Origin of the sequence: Curtobacterium sp. Curtsp57, assembly GCF_047324335.1 — a bacterium.
Lineage (GTDB): Bacteria > Actinomycetota > Actinomycetes > Actinomycetales > Microbacteriaceae > Curtobacterium.
The window spans coordinates 3295802-3315850 of the sequence record NZ_CP168511.1 but is presented as its reverse complement, the minus strand read 5'-3'; the positions used below and the strand labels follow the sequence as shown (position 1 = coordinate 3315850).

Sequence of the window (20049 nt, the reverse complement as noted above, 5' to 3'; positions counted from 1 at the left end):
GCAGTGGAGGTCGCTTGCGCCACGAACGCGCGGAGCCGACCACGCCCGGTGGCGTGGTCGGCTCCGGTGGCACGGGTCAGCGGCGGGCCTTCTTGTCCGGGACCGTGAAGATGTTGCCGGTCGTGACGCCTTCCTCGACCTCCTCGAGGGTGCGGCCACGGCTCTCCGGCACGAACTTCCAGATGAAGAACAGCGCCAGCACACCGACGATGGCGAATCCGAAGAACGTCCCGGTGATGCCGGTCGCAGCGACGATCGACGGGAAGTACAGCCCGAGGAACGCGTTCGCGATCCAGAGGCAGAACACAGCGATGCCCATGCCGAGCGCCCGGATCTGCGTCGGGAAGATCTCGGACAGGATCACCCACGTGGCGATGTTGAGGAAGGTCTGCATCGAGCCGACGAAGGCGACGACGAGGAACAGGATCACCCAGGGGCGGGCCGGGTTGCCGGCGGGGAGGGTGATCGACGCGATGCCGATGAGGAAGTGGCACACGGTCGTCAGCGAGTACCCGAGGATGAGCGTCGTCCGGCGGTTGATCCGCTCCATGTTCGCGATCGCGATCACGCCACCGATCACCGCGATGACCCCGGGCGCGATGTTGGCGATGAGCGCCGCCGACTGCTGGAAGCCGGACTCGATGAGCACGGTCTGGCCGTAGTACATGATCGAGTTGATGCCGGTGAGCTGCTGCGCGACACCGATGCCGGCGCCGATGAGCACGATGCGGATCAGCCACTTGTTGCCGAGCAGGGTGCGCCAGCCGCTGACGCGCTGGATCTTCGCTTCGAGGTCGTTCGTCCGCTTGATGTCGTCGAGCTCGGCGACCGCGCGCTCCTTCGAGCGGATCTGTCCGAGCACAGCGAGCGCCTCGTCGTTCCGGCCCTTCGACGCCAACCACCGCGGCGACTCCGGGACGCGGAGCATGCCGATGAACAACGCGATCGCGGGGAGCGCACACACGGCGAGCATGACGCGCCAGACGCCGTTCCCTTCACCCCAGAGGGTGCCGATGATCGCGTTCACGACGAAGGCCGCGAGCTGACCGATCACGATCATGAGCTCGTTCCGACCGGACAGGGACCCACGGATCTCGTACGGGGCGAGTTCTGCGAGGAACACCGGCACCACCGTCGAGGCACCACCGACCGCCAGCCCGAGGAGCACACGGCCGACCACCATCACGCCGAAGGCCGGGGCGAAGACACACGTCAGCGTGCCGACGAAGAAGGTCACCGCGAGCAGGATGATCGTCTTGCGGCGTCCCCATCCGTCGGCGATCCGACCGCCGAGCATCGCGCCGATCGCAGCGCCGAACAGCAGGGAGCTGGTGACGACACCCTCGGTGAGGTTCGTCAGGCCGAGCTCCTGCTTCATCGGGAGCAGGGCACCGTTGATCACGCCTGTGTCGTACCCGAAGAGCAGGCCGCCGAAGGTGGCGACGAGTGCCAGCACACCGAGACGCTTGCGGTACGGGCCGGTGCCGAGCGGCGGAAGCGTGCTCGTGGCTGTCGGTTTGATGTCGACCATCGGGGACTCCTTCGTCAGTGATCGTGCGCCCTTGCTGGGGTCGATCGTAGCCGAGTACTTTGTCCTGTCAACCACACATTCTCATGTCAGGTCGATTGGATCGGTCCATCGAAAGCCCTGGTCACGATCGGTCCCCTCGGCCCTGCTCCCCGAGCACGTCGCCGAGCGACGACATGTCCGCGCCGTGGTCGGTGTACCTGCGGACCGTGCGACGTGCCGCGGCACGGGCCGCCCCCGAGAGCGCCTGGTTGCGACGTGCGGCATCGGCGACGCGACCCGCGTGACCAGCCGTCGACAGCAGGACGTTGGCCAGGGCACGACCGGCACCGGGATCCGGGACACCGGCGATCGACCAGGCGGAACGCACCTGCTCGTCCGGGGTGACCCCGCGGCGGGTGCCCATCCGGTGCCAGTCGGACAGCGCCCCCTCGGTCCGGTCGGCCGCGCGGTCCGACTCCGCCGCGCGAGCCCGTTCGCGGTCTCGATCGGTCGCGCGGTCGTGCTGCGCGCCCGCCACACCCGCGGCACGCGCCCGGGCGTCGGTGTCGTCACCGCCGGCCGCTGCGATGCGTGCGGCGTGCGCGGCCGCGGCTGCTGCGAGGATCTCCGACCTGTCCATGCGACGACGGTACCCCGCGCCGGTGACACCACGGAACGGGGCGCTTGCATTCCAGCGGCCAGGTGCTGTTGTATTGCCGGACACGCCGTCGTGGAAGAAGGGGACCATGAACTCGCACCACCGCATCGACCCGGCCGACCTGCACCTGCCACCGACAGCGCCGATCGACATCACCGACCTCGTCGTGCTCGGGGTGGGGGTCACGAACGACGAGGAGCGGAGCAGGTCACTCCGGCGCTGAGCCGACGTGCTCGGCGAGGACGTCCCGCACGCTCGTCCACGCGTCACCGAACGGGGCGTTGTCGACGTGGCGCAGCGCACCCTCCCCGCTGAACATCGTCACGAAGTACTGCATCCCCTGCCACGCGGGGAACGGCTCGCCCGTGTCCCGCGACACCCGGCGCCCGACCCTCGCCATCGCGGAGAGCGTCCCAGCGGTCCCGGCCCACTGCAGCCGGAACACGGTGCCCGTGAGCCGCGACATCGTGTCCGCGATCTCACGTGCGGTCACCCGGTCCCCGGCGACCTCGACGACCCGTGGGGCCGACGGGTCGAGCGCGACCTCCGCCGTCACCCGTGCGGTGTCGTCCTTCGTGGTGAAGTCGAGCACCTGGTCCGCGGACGACCAGAACAGCACCCGCTGCCGGTCGAACAGGATCATCGGCGCCTGTCCGGTGAGCATGTCCGTGAACGCGCCGTTGAGCACCGACGTGCCCCGGATCCGCGCGGCGTCGAGGTCCGCGGCGAACTCCCGCCGGAGCTCGAAGTTCCGGTTCGTGCCCGGCGTGGTCCGTCGGTAGTCGGCCGAGTAGTCCGACGGGACGAAGCGCTCGACCCCGGCGTCGACTGCGGCGGCGAGCAGTGCCCGCTGCGCGTCGACGATCACGGAGCGGGTGCCGCTGACGGCGGAGACGACGACCTCGACGCCGGTCAGTGCCGCTCGGAGTGCCGTGCCGTCGGTGTACGCCGCCGTGACGACCTCGACGCGGTCGTCCCCGCCGAAGCGCTCGGCGGCGGTCGTGCTGCCGGGTCGGGTGAGGACGCGGACGCTGGTGTCACGGGCGAGGAGCTCGCGGACGATGCGCCCGCCGAGGTCTCCGGTCGCCCCGGCGACGAGGACGGTGGTGGTCATGCTCCCGACAGTACGGACGCGGTGCCCACGCGGGCTCAGGCGGGGGACGACGGGCGCTCAGCCCGCCAGGCGCCGCAGCCCCTCGTCGATCGACACCGCGGGCTCCCACTGCAGGTCGCGCCGGGTGCGTCGCTGGTCGAACCAGTGCGACGTCGACAGCTGTTCGGCCAGGAACCGCGTCATCGGCGGCTCGTCCACCCCCGGCCGGACCCGCCAGACCACTTCGACGAGGGACCCGGCCGCACGGGCCACACGCGCTGGGACGTGCCACCTCGGCGTCGGCACACCTGATGCCCGGCAGATCCCGTCGAGCAGGTCAGCGACGGGCCGTGGTTCGCCGTTGGTGACCACGTACGCGTTCCCGTGGACGTCCTCGTCGGCAGCGTGGGTCAGCGCCGCGACCATCGCCGACGCCGCGTTGTCGACGTAGCAGGAGTCGATGAGTGCAGCGCCAGAGTCGAGCAACGGCAGCCGGCCGCGACGGGCCCGGTCGACGATGCGGCCGACGAGCTGCGTGTCGCCGGGTCCCCACACCAGGTGCGGGCGGACGGCGACGACGGCGAACCCGGGTGCGTCCGCGGCGAGCGCCAGGAGTTCGGCGGCCGCCTTGGTCCTGGCGTAGTCCCCCCGCGCGCCGTCCGGCGAGGCAGGGGACGCGCCGGCACCGGCGATCGAGGACCCGGTGTGGGCCACCGACGGCGACGACACGAACACGAACCGGGAGACACCTGCCGCCCGTGCGGCGTCGATGAGCGTCTGCGTGCCCTCGACGTTCACCCGGGTGAAGTCGGCGGGGTCGCCGGCGAGCGAGACCTTGGCGGCGAGGTGCACGACCGCGTCGACGCCCTCGACGGCACGGGCGACCGCAGCCGGGTCCGTCATCGTCCCGAGCACGTCGGAGACCGCTGCCCCGCCGTCGACACCGGCCACACCGGACGGACGGCGCTGGAACGTGCGCACCTCGTGCCCGGCGTCCCGCACGGCGGCGGCGACCGCTCGGCCGAGGAACCCGCTCGCGCCGGTGACCAGGACCGTCACGGGCGCACCATCCGTCCGCCACCGAGGACCGATGCCGCCCAGCGCGCGAGTCGTGTGCGGTCGACCTTCGAGTTGTGCCGGATGTCCGTCGGCAGCACGGGCACGACGAGCACCGCGGCGATCGGCACCCCCGCAGCGGCACGGATCGACGCGGCCAGCGCGGACGGGGCCAGCCCGGGACGTCGCACCGGCGGGACCGCCTCCACGACGGCGACGACCTGCTGGGTCCCCGCAGGGCCGAGACCGGCGACACCCGCACGCCCCACGCCGGTCACCCCCTCGATGCGCTGCTCGGGACCGACCGGTGTGAGCACCTCGGCCGGCGTCGTGATCACGTGCTGGAGCCGTCCCTCGACCCAGAGCTGCCCGGAGGCGTCCAGGTGGCCGACGTCACCGGTGCGATGCCCGCGGGGATCGGTGATGCCCAGCCGCGCGGCACGGTTCGTCCGCCAGAGCCGGTCGTAGTGGTCGCGGACGTGCGGGGCGACGACGACGATCTCCCCCGTGAAGTCCGGCTCGTCCGTGAGCTCGCCCGTCGGCGCTCCGGACGGCGACAGGGGTGCGATGCGGACGGAGACGCCGGCGGCCGGTCGTCCGACGCACACCCCACCCGCGCCCGAGGACGTCGCAGCGGCCCCACGGATGCCGTCGAGGTCCACGTCCGTCATGAGCAGCCCCTCGGTCATGCCGTAGGGGGTGTGCGCACTCGCGTTCGGCATCAGCTCGGTCGCGGCCGTCAGCAGCGCGGCCGAGACGGGAGCACCAGCCGACAGGAACAGGCGGACGCGGCCGAGCGCGGCACGGTCGGCATCGGTCAACGCGGGCGCCGTCGCCACGACGTTCGCGATGGCCGCCGGCGACAGGAACACCACGGTCGCGTCGGCCGCGGTGACGGAGTCCGCCACCGCCTTCGCCGTGAGGGTCCTGGGCGCGGTGACGTCCATGTCGGGCGCGACGGACCGCGCACCGAGCGCCGGGCCGAGCAGCGCGAACGGCGCGAACCCGGCGACGAGGCCGGTCCCGATCCCGACGTCGTACTGCGCCGACAGGACGTCCCGGACAGCGCCGAGCTGTCCGTGCGTGTACACGACGCCCTTCGCCGGACCGGTCGACCCCGAGGTGAACAGCACGGCCGCCGGTGCGTCGGACGGCGGTGCGTCCGGCAGCGCCGTGCCCGCCGCGAGACGACGGGCACCGCGACGCGCGACCGACGCCAGCGTGTGCTCGACACGCAGCGCAGCACGTGCCAGAGCCGGAAGCGCCACGGTCGCGATCCGCCGTCCTGGCCAGCCGAGCGCACGCGCCGCGGCGAGGCCGGGCAGCGCACCGATGATCCAGTCCGGCCGTGCGCCCTTCACGGCACGGGTGAGGCCACGGAGCCCGAGTCCGGCATCGGCGACGACGACCGTCGCGCCGACGCGCACACAGGCGTAGAGCGCCGCAGTGAGGTCGGCTCCGGGGGTGACGAGCAACGAGACGCGGTCACCAGGGCGGACGCCGACGTCGAGGAGGCCCGCGGCGACCTCGTCGACCCGGCGGGCGAGGAGCCGCCAGCTGATCGTCCGGGTCCCGCCGGGTGCCGCCATCTCGACGAGCGCCGGCTCGTCCGAGTCGCGCAGCTCGTCGAGTGCGGCCCAGAGCGGGCGGCTCGCGGCCGCCTCGGAAGCGTCGGTCTGGAGGGACGGCTCGGCCGCGGCGGGCACTCGACCGTCCGGCAGGCGGTCACCCAGCCAGTCGAAGACCGTCCCGGCGACGTCCGCGTCCTCCGGCAGCAGGTGCCCTGCACCTTCGAACCGGTGCACGTCCGCGTGCGGGAGTCGCTCCGCGAGGTCGTCGAGGTAGCGCTCCAGGAACACGGGGTCGCGAGGCCCCCACATGAGCAGTGCGGGGACGTCGAGCGCAGCGACGCCCGAGGAGATCCGGTCGAGCTCCCTCGCGCTCGGGTGCCCGGCGTCGACGGGGATGTCCGCCACGAAGCCGCCGATGCCACCGCGACGCGCAGCACCCCGGTACGGCGCACGGAAGGCGTCGGCGACGGGGCGCTCGAGCTTCGGGTGCGCGATCGCGAGGGTCGTCTCGAGGAACGCCGGCGTCACCACGGTCGCGCGACCGAGCAGGCCCGGACGGAGCGCCAGACGCAGCGGAGCGGGGATCGGGGCGTCGTCCGGCTGGTGCACGGCGGTGTTGCACGTCGTCACGCCGACCACGAGGTCGGGGTGGTCGACCGCCCAGCCGAGCGACACCACACCGCCCCAGTCGTGCCCGAGGGTCACCACGGGTCCGGTGAGGCCGAGTTCGTCGGTCAGGGCGCCGAGGTCGACGACGCGCTGGGGCAGCCCCCGCTCGAGCCCGGTGCGCTCCGAGAAGCCCATGTCGAGCTGGTCGACGGCGATCACGCGCCACGCGGGACCGCCGGCCGCGGCGACCTCGAGCGAGGTGCGGAGCACCGACCGCCACAGGTACGACCACGTCGGGTTGCCGTGCACGCACAGCAGTGTGCCGACCGGTTCCACGCCGAGCGCGGCCAGGGACCCAGCCGTGTCGAGGAGGTGCCAGGTCCGCCGGACCGGATCCGAGCCTCCAGGCCCAGCGGTGACCAGACGGGACCACGCGGGGTCGAGTCCTGGCAGGGAGGGCGGCTGCGTGGCCGGAGCGGTGCTCGCGGCCACGCGGGGCAGCCCGGATGTCACCAGCGGAGTTCCATCATCGCCGTGTTGATGCCGGAGCCGACACCGCCGAGGAAGACGCGGTCACCGGGGCGGATCCGCCCGTTCGCGGCCTCGTCGGCCAGGGTGATCGGGATCGACGCCGGGCCGACGTTGCCGAAGCGCTCGTAGGTGGTGGGGACCTTGTCGCGCGGGACGCCGATCGCCTCGACGAAGGCGTTGGTGTGCACGTCGGAGACCTGGTGCAGGACGTAGCGGTCCATGTCGGCCCAGTCGAAGTGCGAGCGCGCCTCGTTCCAGGCGGCCACGACGAGCTCCATGCCGCCCTTGAGCAGCATCTTCGCGTCGGTGAACATGCCGTCGACGCTGCCGACGCAGAGGTCGTACCACTGGGTCGCCGCGCGGGTGACGCCACCGACGATCCGGTGTCCGCCCGGGTGCATGTCCGCCGGGCCGAGCACGGCTGCGGCGGCACCGGAGCCGAGCGTCAGGCTGGCGAACTCGCTCATGAAGTCCTTGCGGTTCCGACCACCCTGGTTCAGGCGGGCGATCGTGTTGAGCTGCACCTGGTCGGCGTCCTCACCGTCCACGACGAGCGCGTACTTGATCTGGCCGGAGTCGATCATGCCGGCGGCCACGCTCATCGCGTTGACGAAGCCCAGGCAGGCGTTCGCGATGTCGAAGTTGATCGCCGACGACGGCAGCCCGAGTCCGTGGTGCAGGCGCACGGCGACGCTCGGCTCGAGGTGCGGCCGGGTCACCGAGGTGTTGATGAGGAGTCCGACGTCCTCCGGGCGGATGCCGGCCTCGGCCATCGCACGACGTCCGGCGTCGATCGCGGCGTCCTGGAAGGTCTGGCCGTCGCCCCAGTTGCGGCGCTCCTTGACCCCGGCGACCCGCTCGAGCAGACCCATCGGCAGGCGGAGGCGCCGGAGCACCCCGCGGAGACGCTCCTCGATGTCCGCCGAGGTGGTCACACGCTCAGCAACAGTGGTCGCGACGGACAGCAGAGCGACGTTGTCGTGCTTGGCCGTGGCATTGCCGGGCCGCTCCGGTTCACTGCTCGTCGCCTGGTCCACCGGCCGTTCCGTCATGATCGTCACCGATACATACTTCCGCATCTGGGCTGGATGCGCGATCCGGATGCGCTGAGCGGTGGGGGACGCCGTCCACGTGGGTCGTTCGACACAGGCTCTGGAGACGGACCTGTGCCGCGACGATCCGTCGGATACGATCCCTCGGCGAGGGGGAACCGTGCACGCCAGGAAGAACGCGATCGCCGTGATCGGTGTGGTCGTCGTCGTCGCCGCGAGCCTCGGCGGGTGCTCACTGCTGCGGGGTGGCGGTGGGGATCTGCCTGCCCCCACCCGATCGATCTCCGCGTCACCGACGCCGACCCCGTCGACGTCGGCCGATGCGGGCGGCTCGGCCGCGGACCTGCTGCGCGAGTCGTCGTCGCCACGCCCGCCGACGCCGGAACCGTCGCAGGCGTCAGCACCCGCGCCGACGATCTCGACCATCCAGGCGGGCACGGTCGTCACCGAGGGCGACGTCGCCTCACCGAAGGGCAGCGTCCACTTCCACTACCGGGTGGTCGCGGGTGCCGATGGCCACTTCGTCGTGCAGTACTCCGGGTTCACGTCCACGCTCCCGGTCCCGGTGAGTGCGACGTTCCTCGAGGACCCTCCCGCCGTCGGCGACGGGCTGACCTACCACGGCATCGGCGACGACCAGCTCGGCGGTGCCACGACCACGCCGTCGGCCGCTGTCTCGGTGCCGATCGACGAGGCCGGCTCCGACCCGTCGTGGCTCGGCGCCCTCGTGACGTACTCGTCGGCGACGGCTGACCCATCGCTGCCGGTCGAGATCGGCCCGGACAAGGTGCTCGCGGTGACGAAGGTCGCGTGGTCGGTGCCCGCCAGGACGACGAACGTGCACCCGGCGGACGGCGGCGCGACGGCGAACGCGAGCGGGACGGTCTCCGCGACGACGGCGTCCGGCGCACCGGCGTCCTACGTGATCGCGCCGGGCGACCTGATCGGGGACGTCGCCGCCCGGTTCGGGATCACCGTCGAGGCGCTCATCTGGCTCAACGACGGCATGCAGGTGTACGGCCAGCAGCAGTACCTCTACGAGGGCACGACCCTCAACCTCGACCCGCTCCGACGCTGACGCTGACGCCCGCCGCCCGGCGACTGGCGACTGGTCGCGACACCCCGCTCACGATCGTCGAGCGGTCGCATCCCGTCGGTCACGCGCCCCGCCATCGACGGAATGCGACCACTCGACGTTCGGCACACGGGGTGTCGTGACCGTTCGCGGCGCGTCGGACCCCGGACACGACGACACCCCGGACACGACGACACGACGACACGACGACACCCCGGACACGACGACACCCCGCCGCCCGAGGGCGACGGGGTGTCTCCGCCTGCGAGCTACTTGCGCAGCTCGAGGTACTTCGCGATGAGGGCCTTCGTCGAGGAGTCCTGCGACGCCAGCGCGTCTGCGTCACCGTCGACCGCGGGAGCGATCTGCAGCGCGAGCTGCTTGCCGAGCTCGACGCCCCACTGGTCGAACGAGTCGATGCCCCAGATGGTGCCCTCGGTGAAGACGATGTGCTCGTACAGCGCGATGAGCTGCCCGACGACACTCGGGGTGAGCGCCGGCGCGAGGATCGACGTCGACGGCTTGTTGCCCGTGAACGTGCGCGCCGCGACGATCGCTTCGTCGGTGGTGCCCTCCGCCCGGACCTCGTCGGCGGTCTTGCCGAACGCCAGCGCCTTGGTCTGCGCGAAGAAGTTCGCGAGGAACAGGTTGTGGACGTCCTGCCCCGGCTCCACGGCCTTGCCGTCGCCGGTCTCGTCCTTGAGCGGACGGGCCGGGTTCGCCACCGCGATGAAGTCCGCGGGGATCAGGCGGGTGCCCTGGTGGATGAGCTGGTAGAACGCGTGCTGGCCGTTCGTGCCGGGCTCGCCCCAGAAGACCTCGCCGGTGTCGGTCGTGACGGGCGAGCCGTCCCAGCGGACGCGCTTGCCGTTCGACTCCATGGTGAGCTGCTGCAGGTACGCGGCGAAGCGGTGCAGGTACTGCGTGTAGGGCAGGACCGCGTGGCTCTGGGCACCGAGGAAGTTCGAGTACCAGACGTTGAGCAGGCCCATCAGGACCGGCACGTTCTGCGCGAGCGGGGTGGTGCGCATGTGCTCGTCGATGGTGTGGAAGCCGGCGAGGAAGTCCTGCCAGTTCTCCTTGCCGATCGCGATGATCACGCTCGTGCCGATGGCCGAGTCGACCGAGTAGCGGCCGCCCACCCAGTCCCAGAAACCGAACGCGTTCTCGGGGTCGATGCCGAACGCTGCGACCTTGTCGAGCGCGGTCGACACGGCGACGAAGTGCTTGGCGACGGCGTCGTTCTTCGCGTCGTCGGCGGCATCGGTCAGTCCGAGCTTCTCCCAGAGCCACTGGCGCGCCAGGCGGGCGTTCGTCAGGGTCTCGAGCGTGCCGAAGGTCTTCGACGCGACGATGAAGAGCGTGGTCTCGGGGTCGAGGTCAGCGGTCTTCTCGTAGATGTCGGCTGGGTCGATGTTCGAGACGAAGCGTGCCTCGATGCCGGCCTGCACGTAGGGCTTGAGCGCCTCGTAGACCATGACGGGGCCGAGGTCCGACCCGCCGATGCCGATGTTCACGACGGTCTCGATGCGCTTGCCCGTGACGCCCTTCCAGGCGCCGGAGCGGACCTGCTCCGCGAAGGCGTAGACCTTGTCGAGCGTGGCGTGCACGTCGGCGTCGACGTCCTGGCCGTCCACGACGAACGGCGCGGCGGGGGTGAGGTCGCCGCCCTTCGGTCGACGGAGCGCGGTGTGCAGCACGGCACGGTCCTCGGTCGGGTTGACGTGCTCGCCGGAGATCATCGCCTGGTAGCGCTCGGCGACCCCGGTGGCCTCGGCGACCTGGAGGAGCGCCGCGAGGATCTCCTCGGTCACCAGACCCTTGGACAGGTCGACGGTGAGGTCGCCCGCCTGGAACGTGTACTGCTCGGCCCGACCCGGGTCGCTGTCGAACCACCCTCGCAGGTCCGGCGAGAAGCCGTCGGCGATGCCGGCGAGCGTCTTCCAGCCTTCGGTCGTCGTGGGGTCGACGGGTGCGGATTCGGTCACGGATTCCTCCTGAGCGCATGAAGTGGAACGGTCCGCAGACCTCCGCAACGCTGCGACGCGGGCCGCATCCGAGCGTAGTGCGCTCCGGGACGGCGCGTGCACCGCGCGGTCAGGCCTGTGGAGAACGACGGGAGGCCCGGGTCGGGTGTCCGGCGCGGCTCACGTGAGCAGGGCCTCCAGGATGTCCGCGACCGGCCGGTCGGCCGCCGCCCGCCAGGACCGACCCGCCCACAGGTGCAGCGCATGCGGATCGCCCGCGGCGGCGGCCGCCGTCCGGATCGGCTTCGTGAGGTGGTGCAGTGCCGGGTACCCGAGCGGCGCGTCCTCGTGCTCGCGGACGAAACGGTTCACGAGTGCCCGTGCCGGACGTCCGGTGAACGCCCTGGTCAGCGCGGTCCGGTCGAAGACCGGGTCGGCGAGGGCCTCGCGGTGCGTCCGGTTCGTGCCTGCCTCGTCGGCGCGGAGCACGAGGGTGCCGACCATCGCGGCACCTGCCCCGGCGAGTCGGACGGCCTCGACGTCGGCCGCTCCCCCGATGCCCCCCGCAGCGATGACGGGCAGGTCGACCGCTCGACGGACGGCCCTGACGAGCTCCGGCAGCGGTTCCCACAGCGGCTCGGCGGCCGGGTCGAGCACGGCGGAGTGTCCACCGGCTGCCTCGCCCTGCACGACCAGGACGTCGACACCCCGTTCCGCAGCGGCGAGTGCATCGGCCCGGTTCGTCACGGACTGCATCGTGATGGTCTCGCGCTTCCGGAACTCCCACACCAGGTCGGCGTCCGGCAGCCCGAACGTGAACGACACGACCGGCACCGGATCGTCGAGGAGCAGCGCCACCTTGTCCGCCCAGGCGTCGTCGTCCTCGCGCTTGTCCGGCAGGCCCTCGACCCCGAGGGCATCGCGGTACCGGTCGTACGCCGCGTCGGTGATCGGCACCGGGTTCGGCGCGAAGAGGTTCACCCCGAAGCGCTCGGTGGCGTCCCGGACCTCGGCGATCTGCGCGGCGAGGTCGTCGACGGTGCGGTACCCGGCGGCGAGCTGCGCGAAGTGACCGGCACGAGCGGCCGCGACCACCAGCGCCGGGGTCGTCGGCCCGCCCGCCATCGGGGCGACGTGCACGGGGGTGCGGAGCGGGGCAGGGAGGTCGGTCACCCCTCGATCCTGCACCAGCGGTGACACGCACGACACGCCGGAGTCGTGCGGCCGCTGTCAGGTTCGCGGATTGCTCGACACTTCTGGGGTGAGAGGGGGCACCGTGGACCAACCCACCGACGCCGACGCCGCACTCGCGCGGCGCATGGCACTCGGCGACACCGCCGCACTGGCCGACGCGTTCGACCGCTTCGCGCCGACACTGACCCGCTACGCATGGGCCCTGGCGGGAAGCAAACAGGACGTCGAAGAACTCGTCCAGGACACGATGCTCACGCTCTGGCAGAAAGCCGCATCGATCGACCTGCCCACCGGCACACTCCTGCCCTGGCTGCTCGTCGTCTGCCGCAACCACGCCAAGAACCAGGCCCGCCGCATCGCGAAGAACGCCGGCGACGAACTCCCGCCGGAACTCGCAGCACCCGCCGACGCCGACGACGCCCGCGAACGCCTCCGCTGGGTCCGCGACGAGATCGCCGCGCTCCCCGAGATCGACCGGAAGATCTGCGAACTCTGCCTCCTCCAGGGGCACACCTACTCCGAAGCCGCCACGATGCTCGGCCTGAGCGTCGGCGCGGTCACCCAACGCGTCTCACGCTCACGCGCACGACTCAGGAAGGCGGTGACGCACGATGAACACTGAACCTCCCCAGGGAGACGACCTCCAGCAGATGCTCGTCACGATGAAGCACAACGTGCTCGCCCGCGCCGAACTCGACCGACCAGCACCCGGACGCCGCGGACACCGCGCCGGCATCGTGATCGGCATCATCGCCGTCCTCGGCATCGGCGTCGGCAGTGGCGCCGTCGCACTCGGCATGGTCCCCCAACCCTTCACCGCAGCACCAGCACCCAGCCCGACCGTCACCGAACCACCGACGACCCCGACGAAGTCCTCCGCACCCGTCGTCAACGAACCCACCACCACACCCACACCGACACCGACCCGCAAGCCCTTCGCGCTCGACGATCCATCCACCTGGACGATCAGCGGCAACGAGTTCGGCCCCGTCGCGATCGGAGGCGAGACGGGCGCCGAGACCGACGACCTCGGGGTCGCCTACCAGCACGACCGCGCCAACGACGTCTGCGGCCCGGAGTTCGGGAGCTCCTGGGCGCGAGACGGCCAGCCGACGCTCATCGTCTGGTCCGCGAACGGACGGGTCATCGGGGTGAACGCATGGGTGCCGCCCGGAGTCGGAGAACGAGGCGTCGTCGGCCCGACCACGTCATCGGGCCTCGGCATCGGCTCGACGCTCGACGAGCTGCGCGAGGCGTACCCGGACCTGGTCGACGATCCCGTCTACACCAAGGACGTCGAACCTCTTCCCGCCCCCGATGCGTACACGGCGTGGAAGACCAAGACGGACACGGGCTGGATCACGTTCGCCCTCGGTGAGGACGGAGTCCACGTGGACAACGTCGTCATCGGAGAGATGTCCGGCATCTCCTGCGACTGAGTTCGCCGGAGCGTGCCGGGCGGGAAGCGTTCATGGGGGGCGCTTCCCGCCCGGCTCGGGGTCACTGCTCGGGCAGGGGCTCCTTCGGGAGCTTCCGGAGCTTGGCGCGACGCTTCCGGCGCTCGGGGATCATCGACCGCATCTCCTCGAGCTTGCCGAAGCAGAGCAACCGGTCGCCCGGCTCGAGTGCGACGCCGCTGCGCGGGTTCGGGATGACGTTCGACCCACGGTGCAGGGTGAGGACCGTGATGTCGCGGTCCCAGAGCCCGGAGTCCTTGATGGTCTTGCCCACCAGGTCGGCATTGGTGTGCACGAGGAGTTCGGCAACGCCGTAGCCGGTCGACACCGACAGCCGCTGCCGGACGTCGATCTCGGGGAAGGCGACCTGGTTGGCGATGAAGTCGATGATCGCGCCGGCGATGTCCAGCCCGGTCGCCCGCTCGATGCCCTCGAGCCCCGGAGACGAGTTGACCTCCATCACGAGGGGCCCGTCGTTGCCCTCGAGCATGTCGACGCCGGCGACGCGGAGTCCCATGATCTGCGCCGAGCGGACCGCCGCCTCTTCGTACTCCGGGGTCAGCGTGACCTGCTCGACGGTGCCCCCACGGTGCACGTTCGACCGGAACTCGTCGCCGCTCGCACTCCGGCGCATCGCGGCCACGACCCGGTCGCCGACGACGAGCGCGCGGATGTCCTTGCCGCGGCTCTCCGAGATGAAGCTCTGGATGAGGACGTTCTGCTTCGTGGAGTGCAGCGTCTCGACGATCGACTCGGCGACCTTCGCCTCCGGCGCCAGGATGACGCCGATGCCCTGCGTGCCCTCGAGGAGCTTGATCACGACGGGCGCTCCACCGACGCGCTCGATCGCACCGCGGACATCGGCCCGACCGGCGACGAACGTGGTGGCCGGCATACCGATGTCGTGGCGGGACAGGATCTGGTTCGCGCGGAGCTTGTCGCGGGAGTTCGTGATGCCGTTCGCGGTGTTCGGCGTGTACACGTCCATCTGCTCGAACTGCCGGACGACCGCGGTGCCGTAGTAGGTGATCGAGTTCCCGATGCGGGGCAGGATCGCGTCGTAGTCCGAGAGCAGCTTGCCGCGGTACTGCAGGTCCGGGGCGTCCCCGGTCAGGTCGATCGCGAAGCGCAGGGTGTTGAGGACCTTCACCTCGTGCCCTCGGTCGAGCGCTGCCGCCCGGAGCCGCTGCGTCGAGTACGCCTGCGGGGCGCGCGAGAGGATGGCGAGTTTCATCGAGGAGGCTCCGCGGGTTCTGGGGTGGCGACGGCGACGCTCCATGCTGTCAGACGGAGCACACGCTCCGCGCGCCGTCCTGCCAGGATGGGGACATGGCCGACGACCCGAAGCCCGCCCGTCGCGGGCCGATCGTCTCCGGGTGGCGTGAGTGGGCGGCACTGCCGGACCTCGACATCCCGTGGATCAAGGTCAAGCTCGACACCGGCGCACGGACCTCGGCACTGCACGCGTTCGACCTCGAAGAGCTCCCGGGCGATCGGGTCCGCTTCTCGGTGCACCCGTGGCAGGACTCCGACGCCGACCCGCAGACCGTCGAGTGCGACGTCCACGACCGCCGCGTGATCCGCAGTTCCTCCGGGCACACGCAGGAGCGCATCGTCGTGCGCATGGCGATCGAGCTCGCGGGTCGCTCCGTGGACGCCGAGGTCACGTTGAGCAACCGCGACCAGATGGGCTTCCGGATGCTCGTCGGCAGGGAGGCGCTACGACAGGGGTTCGTCGTCGATCCCGCTCGGTCGTTCCTCGCGGGTCGGGCTCCCAAGGAGATCCGCCGACGCAACCGCGGACGGATCTGACGCGTTTCCGACCCGGATGGTCACGGATCGGTCACGACGCGTCAGGTTCGCGGATTGCTCGACACTTCTGGGGTGAGAGGGGGCACCGTGGACCAACCCACCGACGCCGACGCCGCACTCGCGCGGCGCATGGCACTCGGCGACACCGCCGCACTGGCCGACGCGTTCGACCGCTTCGCGCCGACACTGACCCGATACGCATGGGCCCTGGCGGGAAGCAAACAGGACGTCGAAGAACTCGTCCAGGACACGATGCTCACGCTCTGGCAGAAAGCCGCATCGATCGACCTGCCCACCGGCACACTCCTGCCCTGGCTGCTCGTCGTCTGCCGCAACCACGCCAAGAACCAGGCCCGCCGCATCGCGAAGAACGCCGGCGACGAACTCCCGCCGGAACTCGCAGCACCCGCCAGCGAAGACGACGCCCGCGAACGCCTCCGCTGGGTCCGCGACGAGATCACCGCGCTCCCCGAGATCGACCGGAAGATCTGCGAACTCTGCCTCCTCCAGGGGCACACCTACTCCGAAGCCGCCACGATGCTCGGCCTGAGCGTCGGCGCGGTCACCCAACGCGTCTCACGCTCACGCGCACGACTCAGGAAGGCGGTGACGCACGATGAACACTGAACCTCCCCAGGGAGACGACCTCCAGCAGATGCTCGTCACGATGAAGCACAACGTGCTCGCCCGCGCCGAACTCGACCGACCAGCACCCGGACGCCGCGGACACCGCGCCGGCATCGTGATCGGCATCATCGCCGTCCTCGGCATCGGCGTCGGCAGTGGCGCCGTCGCACTCGGCATGGTCCCCCAACCCTTCACCGCAGCACCAGCACCCAGCCCGACCGTCACCGAACCGACCCAGACCCCGACGAAGTCCTCCGCACCCGTCGTCAACGAACCCACCACCACACCCACACCGGCGCAGGCCGACGGCGTGATCCCGTCGGACTGCCGCGCGCTCGTCCCGGCGGACGACTACGACCGGTTCTTCGGGACGATCCCGCTCCAGGATCCGGCCGGCAGCGAGTGGGGGGACGACACGGGATTCCCCGCGCCGGACCTGTGGTGCATCTGGAAGGACCCCAGGGCCGACGTCACCGGTCTGGACATCAAGGTCGGCAAGTCGACCCCCGAGAACGTCCACGCCGACACCGCCCTGCTCGAGCAGGACGGCTGGGTCTGCTCCACGCGTGACGGCGGCAGGTTCTGCCAGCGGACGCAGCAGGCGGTCCCCTATCCCGTCGACACCACGACGACCTTCTTCATCAAGGGCACCACCTGGGTCGAGATCAACCAGACGAACGTGGCGACGAACGGCCTCCTGCAGGCCGTGCGGGAACAGGTCTGGGGATGACCCGCCCCGCGCGCACTGACCGGTCGTGGGGGGCGGTCAGTGCACGCGGAAGCGTTCGACCATCGGACACGCGGATCGGACGCGGCGCGATCGGGTGCTGCGTACGACACCGCCCGCCTCGTCGACCGGCAGCGCGCGCCGACCGCGCCGCCCTCCGCTGGGGCTGACGGACCGGAGGCTCGGTGCCAGCTGGCACCGAGCCTCCGGTCCGGTGGGTGCCGGCGCTCAGCCGACCTTGCGTCGGTACTGCAGGGTCGCGACGACCGTCGCGACCACGAGGATCCCGACGAGCCAGGCGAGCGCCACCCAGATGTCGGATCCGACCGACTGCTCCGCGAAGAGGGCGCGGATCGTGTCGACGATCGACGTCACGGGCTGGTGCTCGGCGAACCATCGGACCGGCCCCGGCATGGTGTCCGTCGGGACGAACGCCGAGCTGATGAACGGCAGGAAGACCAGCGGGTAGCTGAAGGCGCTCGCGCCGTCGACCGTCTTGGCGGACAGGCCGGCGATCACCGCGACCCAGGTCAGCGCCAGCGTGAAGAGCAACAGGATCCCGGCGACCGCGAGCCACGCTCCGACACCCGCACCGGTGCGGAAGCCCATGGCGAACGCGACGCCGACGACCACGACGAGCGAGACCGTGTTCGCGACCATCGACGTCAGGACGTGCCCCCACAGCGCACTCGACCGGGCGATCGGCATCGACTGGAACCGCACGACGATGCCCTTCTGCATGTCGAGGAACAGGCGGTAGGACGTGTACGCGATGCCCGATGCCACCGTGATCAGGAGGATCCCCGGCAGCAGGTAGTCGACGTAGGACCCCGTGCCGGCGTCGATCGCGCCGCCGAACACGTACGTGAACAACAGCAGGAACGCGATCGGCATCACCGCGGTCGTGATGATCGTGTCCGGGCTCCTGAGCACGTGCCGCAGCGACCGGCCGGTCAGTGCTGTGGTGTCGGCGATGACGTGGGTGCTCATGCTGCGCTCCTGGTGTTCGTCCCGGTCGTGATCGCCAGGAAGACCTCTTCGAGGGTGGGCTGCTTCTCGACGTACTCCACACGCGCCGGCGGCAGCAGTCGCCGCAGGTCCGCGAGGGTGCCGTCGGCGATGATCCGGCCCTCGTGCAGGACCGCGATGTGGTCGGCGAGCTGTTCGGCCTCGTCGAGGTACTGCGTCGTGAGGAGCACCGTCGTGCCGCCGGCGGCGAGCTCACGGACCGCCGCCCAGACCTCGATGCGGGCCTGGGGGTCGAGGCCGGTGGTCGGCTCGTCGAGGAACACGACCGCGGGTTCCCCGATCAGGCTCATCGCGATGTCGAGTCGACGCCGCATCCCGCCGGAGTACGTGCCCGCACGCCGTGGTCCGGCATCGACGAGGTCGAACCGGGCGAGCAGGCGGTCCGCGACCTCGCCGGGATCGGCGAGGTGCCGGAGCCGCGCCATCAGGACGAGGTTCTCGCGGCCGGACAGGACGTCGTCCACCGCGGTGAACTGCCCCGTGAGGCTGATCGCCTGGCGGACGTCCGACGCACGGGTCACGACGTCGTGCCCCTGCACGCTCGCGGTGCCGCCGTCCGGCTTGGCCAACGTGGCGAGGATCCGCACCACCGTCGTCTTGCCTGCGCCGTTCGACCCGAGCAGGGCGGTGATGCTGCCCCGCTGCACCTCGAGGTCGACGCCACGGAGGACGTGGAGGCTGCCGAAGGACTTCTCGAGGCCCCGGACGGCGATCGCCGCGACGGCGGAGTCCCGGGCGGTCACGACTCCGCCGCCTGTTCCTCGGTCGCCTGGGCGATGGCGTCCTGCAGCCGCTGCTGCTCCTTGCTGAGCCACGAACCGAGGCCGTAGTTGCGCTTGAACTCCTCGGCGAACTCGATCGGGTCGTCCCCGACGACGCTCGCGACGGGGGTACGATCCGCGGCCGCGCGCTCGAAGAGGTCCGCGAGGTCGTCGAGCATCCGCATGAGGCGCTCGGCGTCGCTCGGGCCGGTGTACATGAGGTAGCGCTCGATGCCCTCGACCGCGGTGCCGTAGCCGGCCGGGAGTGCCTTGACGCGGGCCTTGTACTCGCGCCACTCGCGCTTGTCGCCGATGAGCTTGGTGATGATGGACATGTCAGTTCCCCTGCGTGGTCTGTGTGCGGAGCTGTTCGAGTCGTTCTGCGAGGAAGCTCCAGGTCCTCCAGAACTCGGTGAGACGGTCCCGTCCCTGGTCGGTGATGGAGTACACCTTCCGCGGCGGGCCCTTCTCCGACGGCACCTTCTCGACGTCGACCAGGCCGCGCTGTTCGACGCGGACGAGGAGCGCGTAGACGGTGCCCTCGGCGATGTCGCTGAAGCCCTGGTCCCGCAACCACGCGGTGATGTCGGCTCCGTGCGACGGTGTGGATGCGACGACGGCGAGGACGATGCCCTCGAGGACGCCCTTGAGCATCTCGGTGTCCGGCTTGCCCATGACCCCTCCTGCTACTCAGTGATGATGACTACCGGTAGAAAGTAACACTGACTACCAGTACATAGCAACACCGAGTACTGAGGAATTCGCGACCGGCCCTGGCTGCCGTCCCAGGTCGCACCCCCGTGCGGACATCGCGCCCCGTCGCATGCGGGCGCGATGTCCGCAGCGGGGCGCAATCCCGGTCAGCGACGCGGCGTGCATGGACGGGAGGCCCGGTGCCAGCTGGCACCGGGCCTCCTGTCCGTCAGGAGGTCGCGATCAGCGCGCGGTGCGGCGGAAGAGGGACCGCACGACCGCGCGGAGGCCACCGGACGGCTTCGCCGGACGGGCGACGCGCTGCGGTGCCTGGAAGGCGACGTCGTGCAGGTTGTTGCGCTTGGAGCCGTCCCAGTTGGCGAAGAGGTACGAGCCGCCGATCATCGACAGACTGCGGACCCGTGCCCGGTGCCACTCGCCCGCGCGGACGACGTACCCGGAGTGCCCGGAGTGGATGTTGCGGATCACCGTGTCCACGTCGATGACGCTCGTCGTGGTGACGACGGCGGTGATGCCCGTTCGGTCGCGGGCGACGTACTCGATGATGTGTTCGGTCACAGAAGGGGCTTCGGGTCGGCGTGCAGGGATGGGAACCGCCGTTGCTTC

The 20049-nt window shown here is 70.9% G+C and carries 21 protein-coding genes; 7 read left to right on the top strand and 14 right to left on the bottom strand.

All coding sequences use genetic code 11. The features are described from left to right. Positions 1 to 76: 76 nt before the first annotated feature. Positions 77 to 1531 carry a sugar porter family MFS transporter gene (locus tag ACEN9V_RS16025; RefSeq protein WP_413601136.1) on the bottom strand — a complete coding sequence of 485 codons (1455 nt, stop codon included), beginning with the start codon at positions 1529 to 1531 and terminating at the stop codon, positions 77 to 79. A 121-nt stretch (positions 1532 to 1652) separates the two neighbouring features. Next, the gene (locus ACEN9V_RS16020) at positions 1653 to 2150 is read right to left on the bottom strand and encodes a hypothetical protein (RefSeq protein WP_402729805.1); all 498 of its coding nucleotides are present in this window, start codon (positions 2148 to 2150) and stop codon (positions 1653 to 1655) included. A gap of 106 nt (positions 2151 to 2256) precedes the next feature. Between ACEN9V_RS16020 and ACEN9V_RS16015 the strand changes: the two genes are divergently transcribed. Beyond that, on the top strand, positions 2257 to 2391 hold the full coding sequence (locus ACEN9V_RS16015) for a hypothetical protein (protein WP_402729806.1): 135 nt from the start codon (positions 2257 to 2259) through the stop codon (positions 2389 to 2391). Here ACEN9V_RS16015 and ACEN9V_RS16010 read toward each other — a convergent pair. Genes ACEN9V_RS16010 through ACEN9V_RS15995 form a run of 4 tightly spaced genes read right to left on the bottom strand, consistent with a single transcriptional unit; the run spans position 2377 to position 8080 of the window. Continuing rightward, a complete protein-coding gene (locus ACEN9V_RS16010; protein WP_413601135.1) occupies positions 2377 to 3282 on the bottom strand; it encodes an NmrA family NAD(P)-binding protein in 906 nt (301 codons plus the stop codon). The two genes, ACEN9V_RS16015 and ACEN9V_RS16010, sit on opposite strands and share 15 nt — an antisense overlap. 57 nt (positions 3283 to 3339) lie before the next feature. After that, positions 3340 to 4320, bottom strand: a complete 981-nt coding sequence (locus ACEN9V_RS16005; RefSeq protein WP_413601134.1) for an NAD-dependent epimerase/dehydratase family protein — start codon at positions 4318 to 4320, stop codon at positions 3340 to 3342. Then, on the bottom strand, positions 4317 to 7010 hold the full coding sequence (locus ACEN9V_RS16000; protein ID WP_413601133.1) for an alpha/beta fold hydrolase: 2694 nt from the start codon (positions 7008 to 7010) through the stop codon (positions 4317 to 4319). The genes ACEN9V_RS16005 and ACEN9V_RS16000 overlap by 4 nt, the downstream gene beginning before the upstream one ends. Further along, the gene (locus tag ACEN9V_RS15995; RefSeq protein WP_413603074.1) at positions 7007 to 8080 is read right to left on the bottom strand and encodes a 3-oxoacyl-ACP synthase III; all 1074 of its coding nucleotides are present in this window, start codon (positions 8078 to 8080) and stop codon (positions 7007 to 7009) included. Before ACEN9V_RS15995 ends, ACEN9V_RS16000 begins: the two co-directional genes overlap by 4 nt. Positions 8081 to 8240: 160 nt before the next feature. Between ACEN9V_RS15995 and ACEN9V_RS15990 the strand changes: the two genes are divergently transcribed. Continuing rightward, positions 8241 to 9158, top strand: a complete 918-nt coding sequence (locus ACEN9V_RS15990; RefSeq protein ID WP_413601132.1) for a LysM peptidoglycan-binding domain-containing protein — start codon at positions 8241 to 8243, stop codon at positions 9156 to 9158. Between the two features lie 266 nt (positions 9159 to 9424). Here ACEN9V_RS15990 and pgi read toward each other — a convergent pair whose 3' ends face one another. Together pgi and ACEN9V_RS15980 are read right to left on the bottom strand one after the other, a co-directional pair. Then, positions 9425 to 11143 (bottom strand): glucose-6-phosphate isomerase, encoded by a 1719-nt coding sequence (gene pgi, locus ACEN9V_RS15985; protein WP_413601131.1) that lies wholly within the window; start codon positions 11141 to 11143, stop codon positions 9425 to 9427. 159 nt (positions 11144 to 11302) lie between these two features. Then, on the bottom strand, positions 11303 to 12295 hold the full coding sequence (locus ACEN9V_RS15980; RefSeq protein ID WP_413601130.1) for a nitronate monooxygenase: 993 nt from the start codon (positions 12293 to 12295) through the stop codon (positions 11303 to 11305). 103 nt (positions 12296 to 12398) lie between these two features. On the opposite strand from ACEN9V_RS15980, the gene ACEN9V_RS15975 reads away from it, so the two are divergent. Then, on the top strand, positions 12399 to 12938 hold the full coding sequence (locus tag ACEN9V_RS15975; RefSeq protein WP_413601129.1) for an RNA polymerase sigma factor: 540 nt from the start codon (positions 12399 to 12401) through the stop codon (positions 12936 to 12938). Then, positions 12928 to 13755, top strand: a complete 828-nt coding sequence (locus ACEN9V_RS15970) for a hypothetical protein (RefSeq protein WP_413601128.1) — start codon at positions 12928 to 12930, stop codon at positions 13753 to 13755. The genes ACEN9V_RS15975 and ACEN9V_RS15970 overlap by 11 nt, the downstream gene beginning before the upstream one ends. 61 nt (positions 13756 to 13816) lie before the next feature. On the opposite strand, the gene rimK is transcribed toward ACEN9V_RS15970, so the two are convergent. Further along, entirely contained in the window at positions 13817 to 15007 is a 1191-nt protein-coding gene (rimK, locus tag ACEN9V_RS15965; RefSeq protein WP_281265616.1) for a 30S ribosomal protein S6--L-glutamate ligase, read from the bottom strand. A 95-nt stretch (positions 15008 to 15102) separates the two neighbouring features. Here rimK and ACEN9V_RS15960 point away from each other — a divergent pair, with 95 nt between their 5' ends. The 3 genes from ACEN9V_RS15960 (at position 15103) to ACEN9V_RS15950 (ending at position 16942) form a co-directional block, all read left to right on the top strand. Continuing rightward, positions 15103 to 15585 (top strand): ATP-dependent zinc protease, encoded by a 483-nt coding sequence (locus tag ACEN9V_RS15960; protein ID WP_413601127.1) that lies wholly within the window; start codon positions 15103 to 15105, stop codon positions 15583 to 15585. A gap of 87 nt (positions 15586 to 15672) precedes the next feature. Further along, positions 15673 to 16212, top strand: a complete 540-nt coding sequence (locus ACEN9V_RS15955) for an RNA polymerase sigma factor (RefSeq protein ID WP_413601126.1) — start codon at positions 15673 to 15675, stop codon at positions 16210 to 16212. Next, complete coding sequence (locus ACEN9V_RS15950) at positions 16202 to 16942, top strand: hypothetical protein (protein WP_413601125.1); 741 nt, start codon at positions 16202 to 16204, stop codon at positions 16940 to 16942. The genes ACEN9V_RS15955 and ACEN9V_RS15950 overlap by 11 nt, the downstream gene beginning before the upstream one ends. 225 nt (positions 16943 to 17167) lie before the next feature. Here ACEN9V_RS15950 and ACEN9V_RS15945 read toward each other — a convergent pair whose 3' ends face one another. From ACEN9V_RS15945 to ACEN9V_RS15925, 5 genes are all read right to left on the bottom strand, one after another. Further along, a complete protein-coding gene (locus ACEN9V_RS15945) occupies positions 17168 to 17929 on the bottom strand; it encodes an ABC transporter permease (RefSeq protein WP_413601124.1) in 762 nt (253 codons plus the stop codon). Beyond that, positions 17926 to 18711, bottom strand: coding sequence for an ABC transporter ATP-binding protein (locus tag ACEN9V_RS15940; RefSeq protein ID WP_413601123.1), 786 nt, complete (start codon positions 18709 to 18711; stop codon positions 17926 to 17928). Before ACEN9V_RS15940 ends, ACEN9V_RS15945 begins: the two co-directional genes overlap by 4 nt. Further along, on the bottom strand, positions 18708 to 19064 hold the full coding sequence (locus ACEN9V_RS15935; RefSeq protein WP_413601122.1) for a DUF1048 domain-containing protein: 357 nt from the start codon (positions 19062 to 19064) through the stop codon (positions 18708 to 18710). Before ACEN9V_RS15935 ends, ACEN9V_RS15940 begins: the two co-directional genes overlap by 4 nt. Before the next feature lies 1 nt (position 19065). Then, on the bottom strand, positions 19066 to 19404 hold the full coding sequence (locus ACEN9V_RS15930) for a PadR family transcriptional regulator (protein ID WP_413601121.1): 339 nt from the start codon (positions 19402 to 19404) through the stop codon (positions 19066 to 19068). Positions 19405 to 19665: 261 nt separating this feature from the next. Beyond that, positions 19666 to 20001 carry a hypothetical protein gene (locus tag ACEN9V_RS15925; protein WP_413601120.1) on the bottom strand — a complete coding sequence of 112 codons (336 nt, stop codon included), beginning with the start codon at positions 19999 to 20001 and terminating at the stop codon, positions 19666 to 19668. Positions 20002 to 20049: the final 48 nt, after the last annotated feature.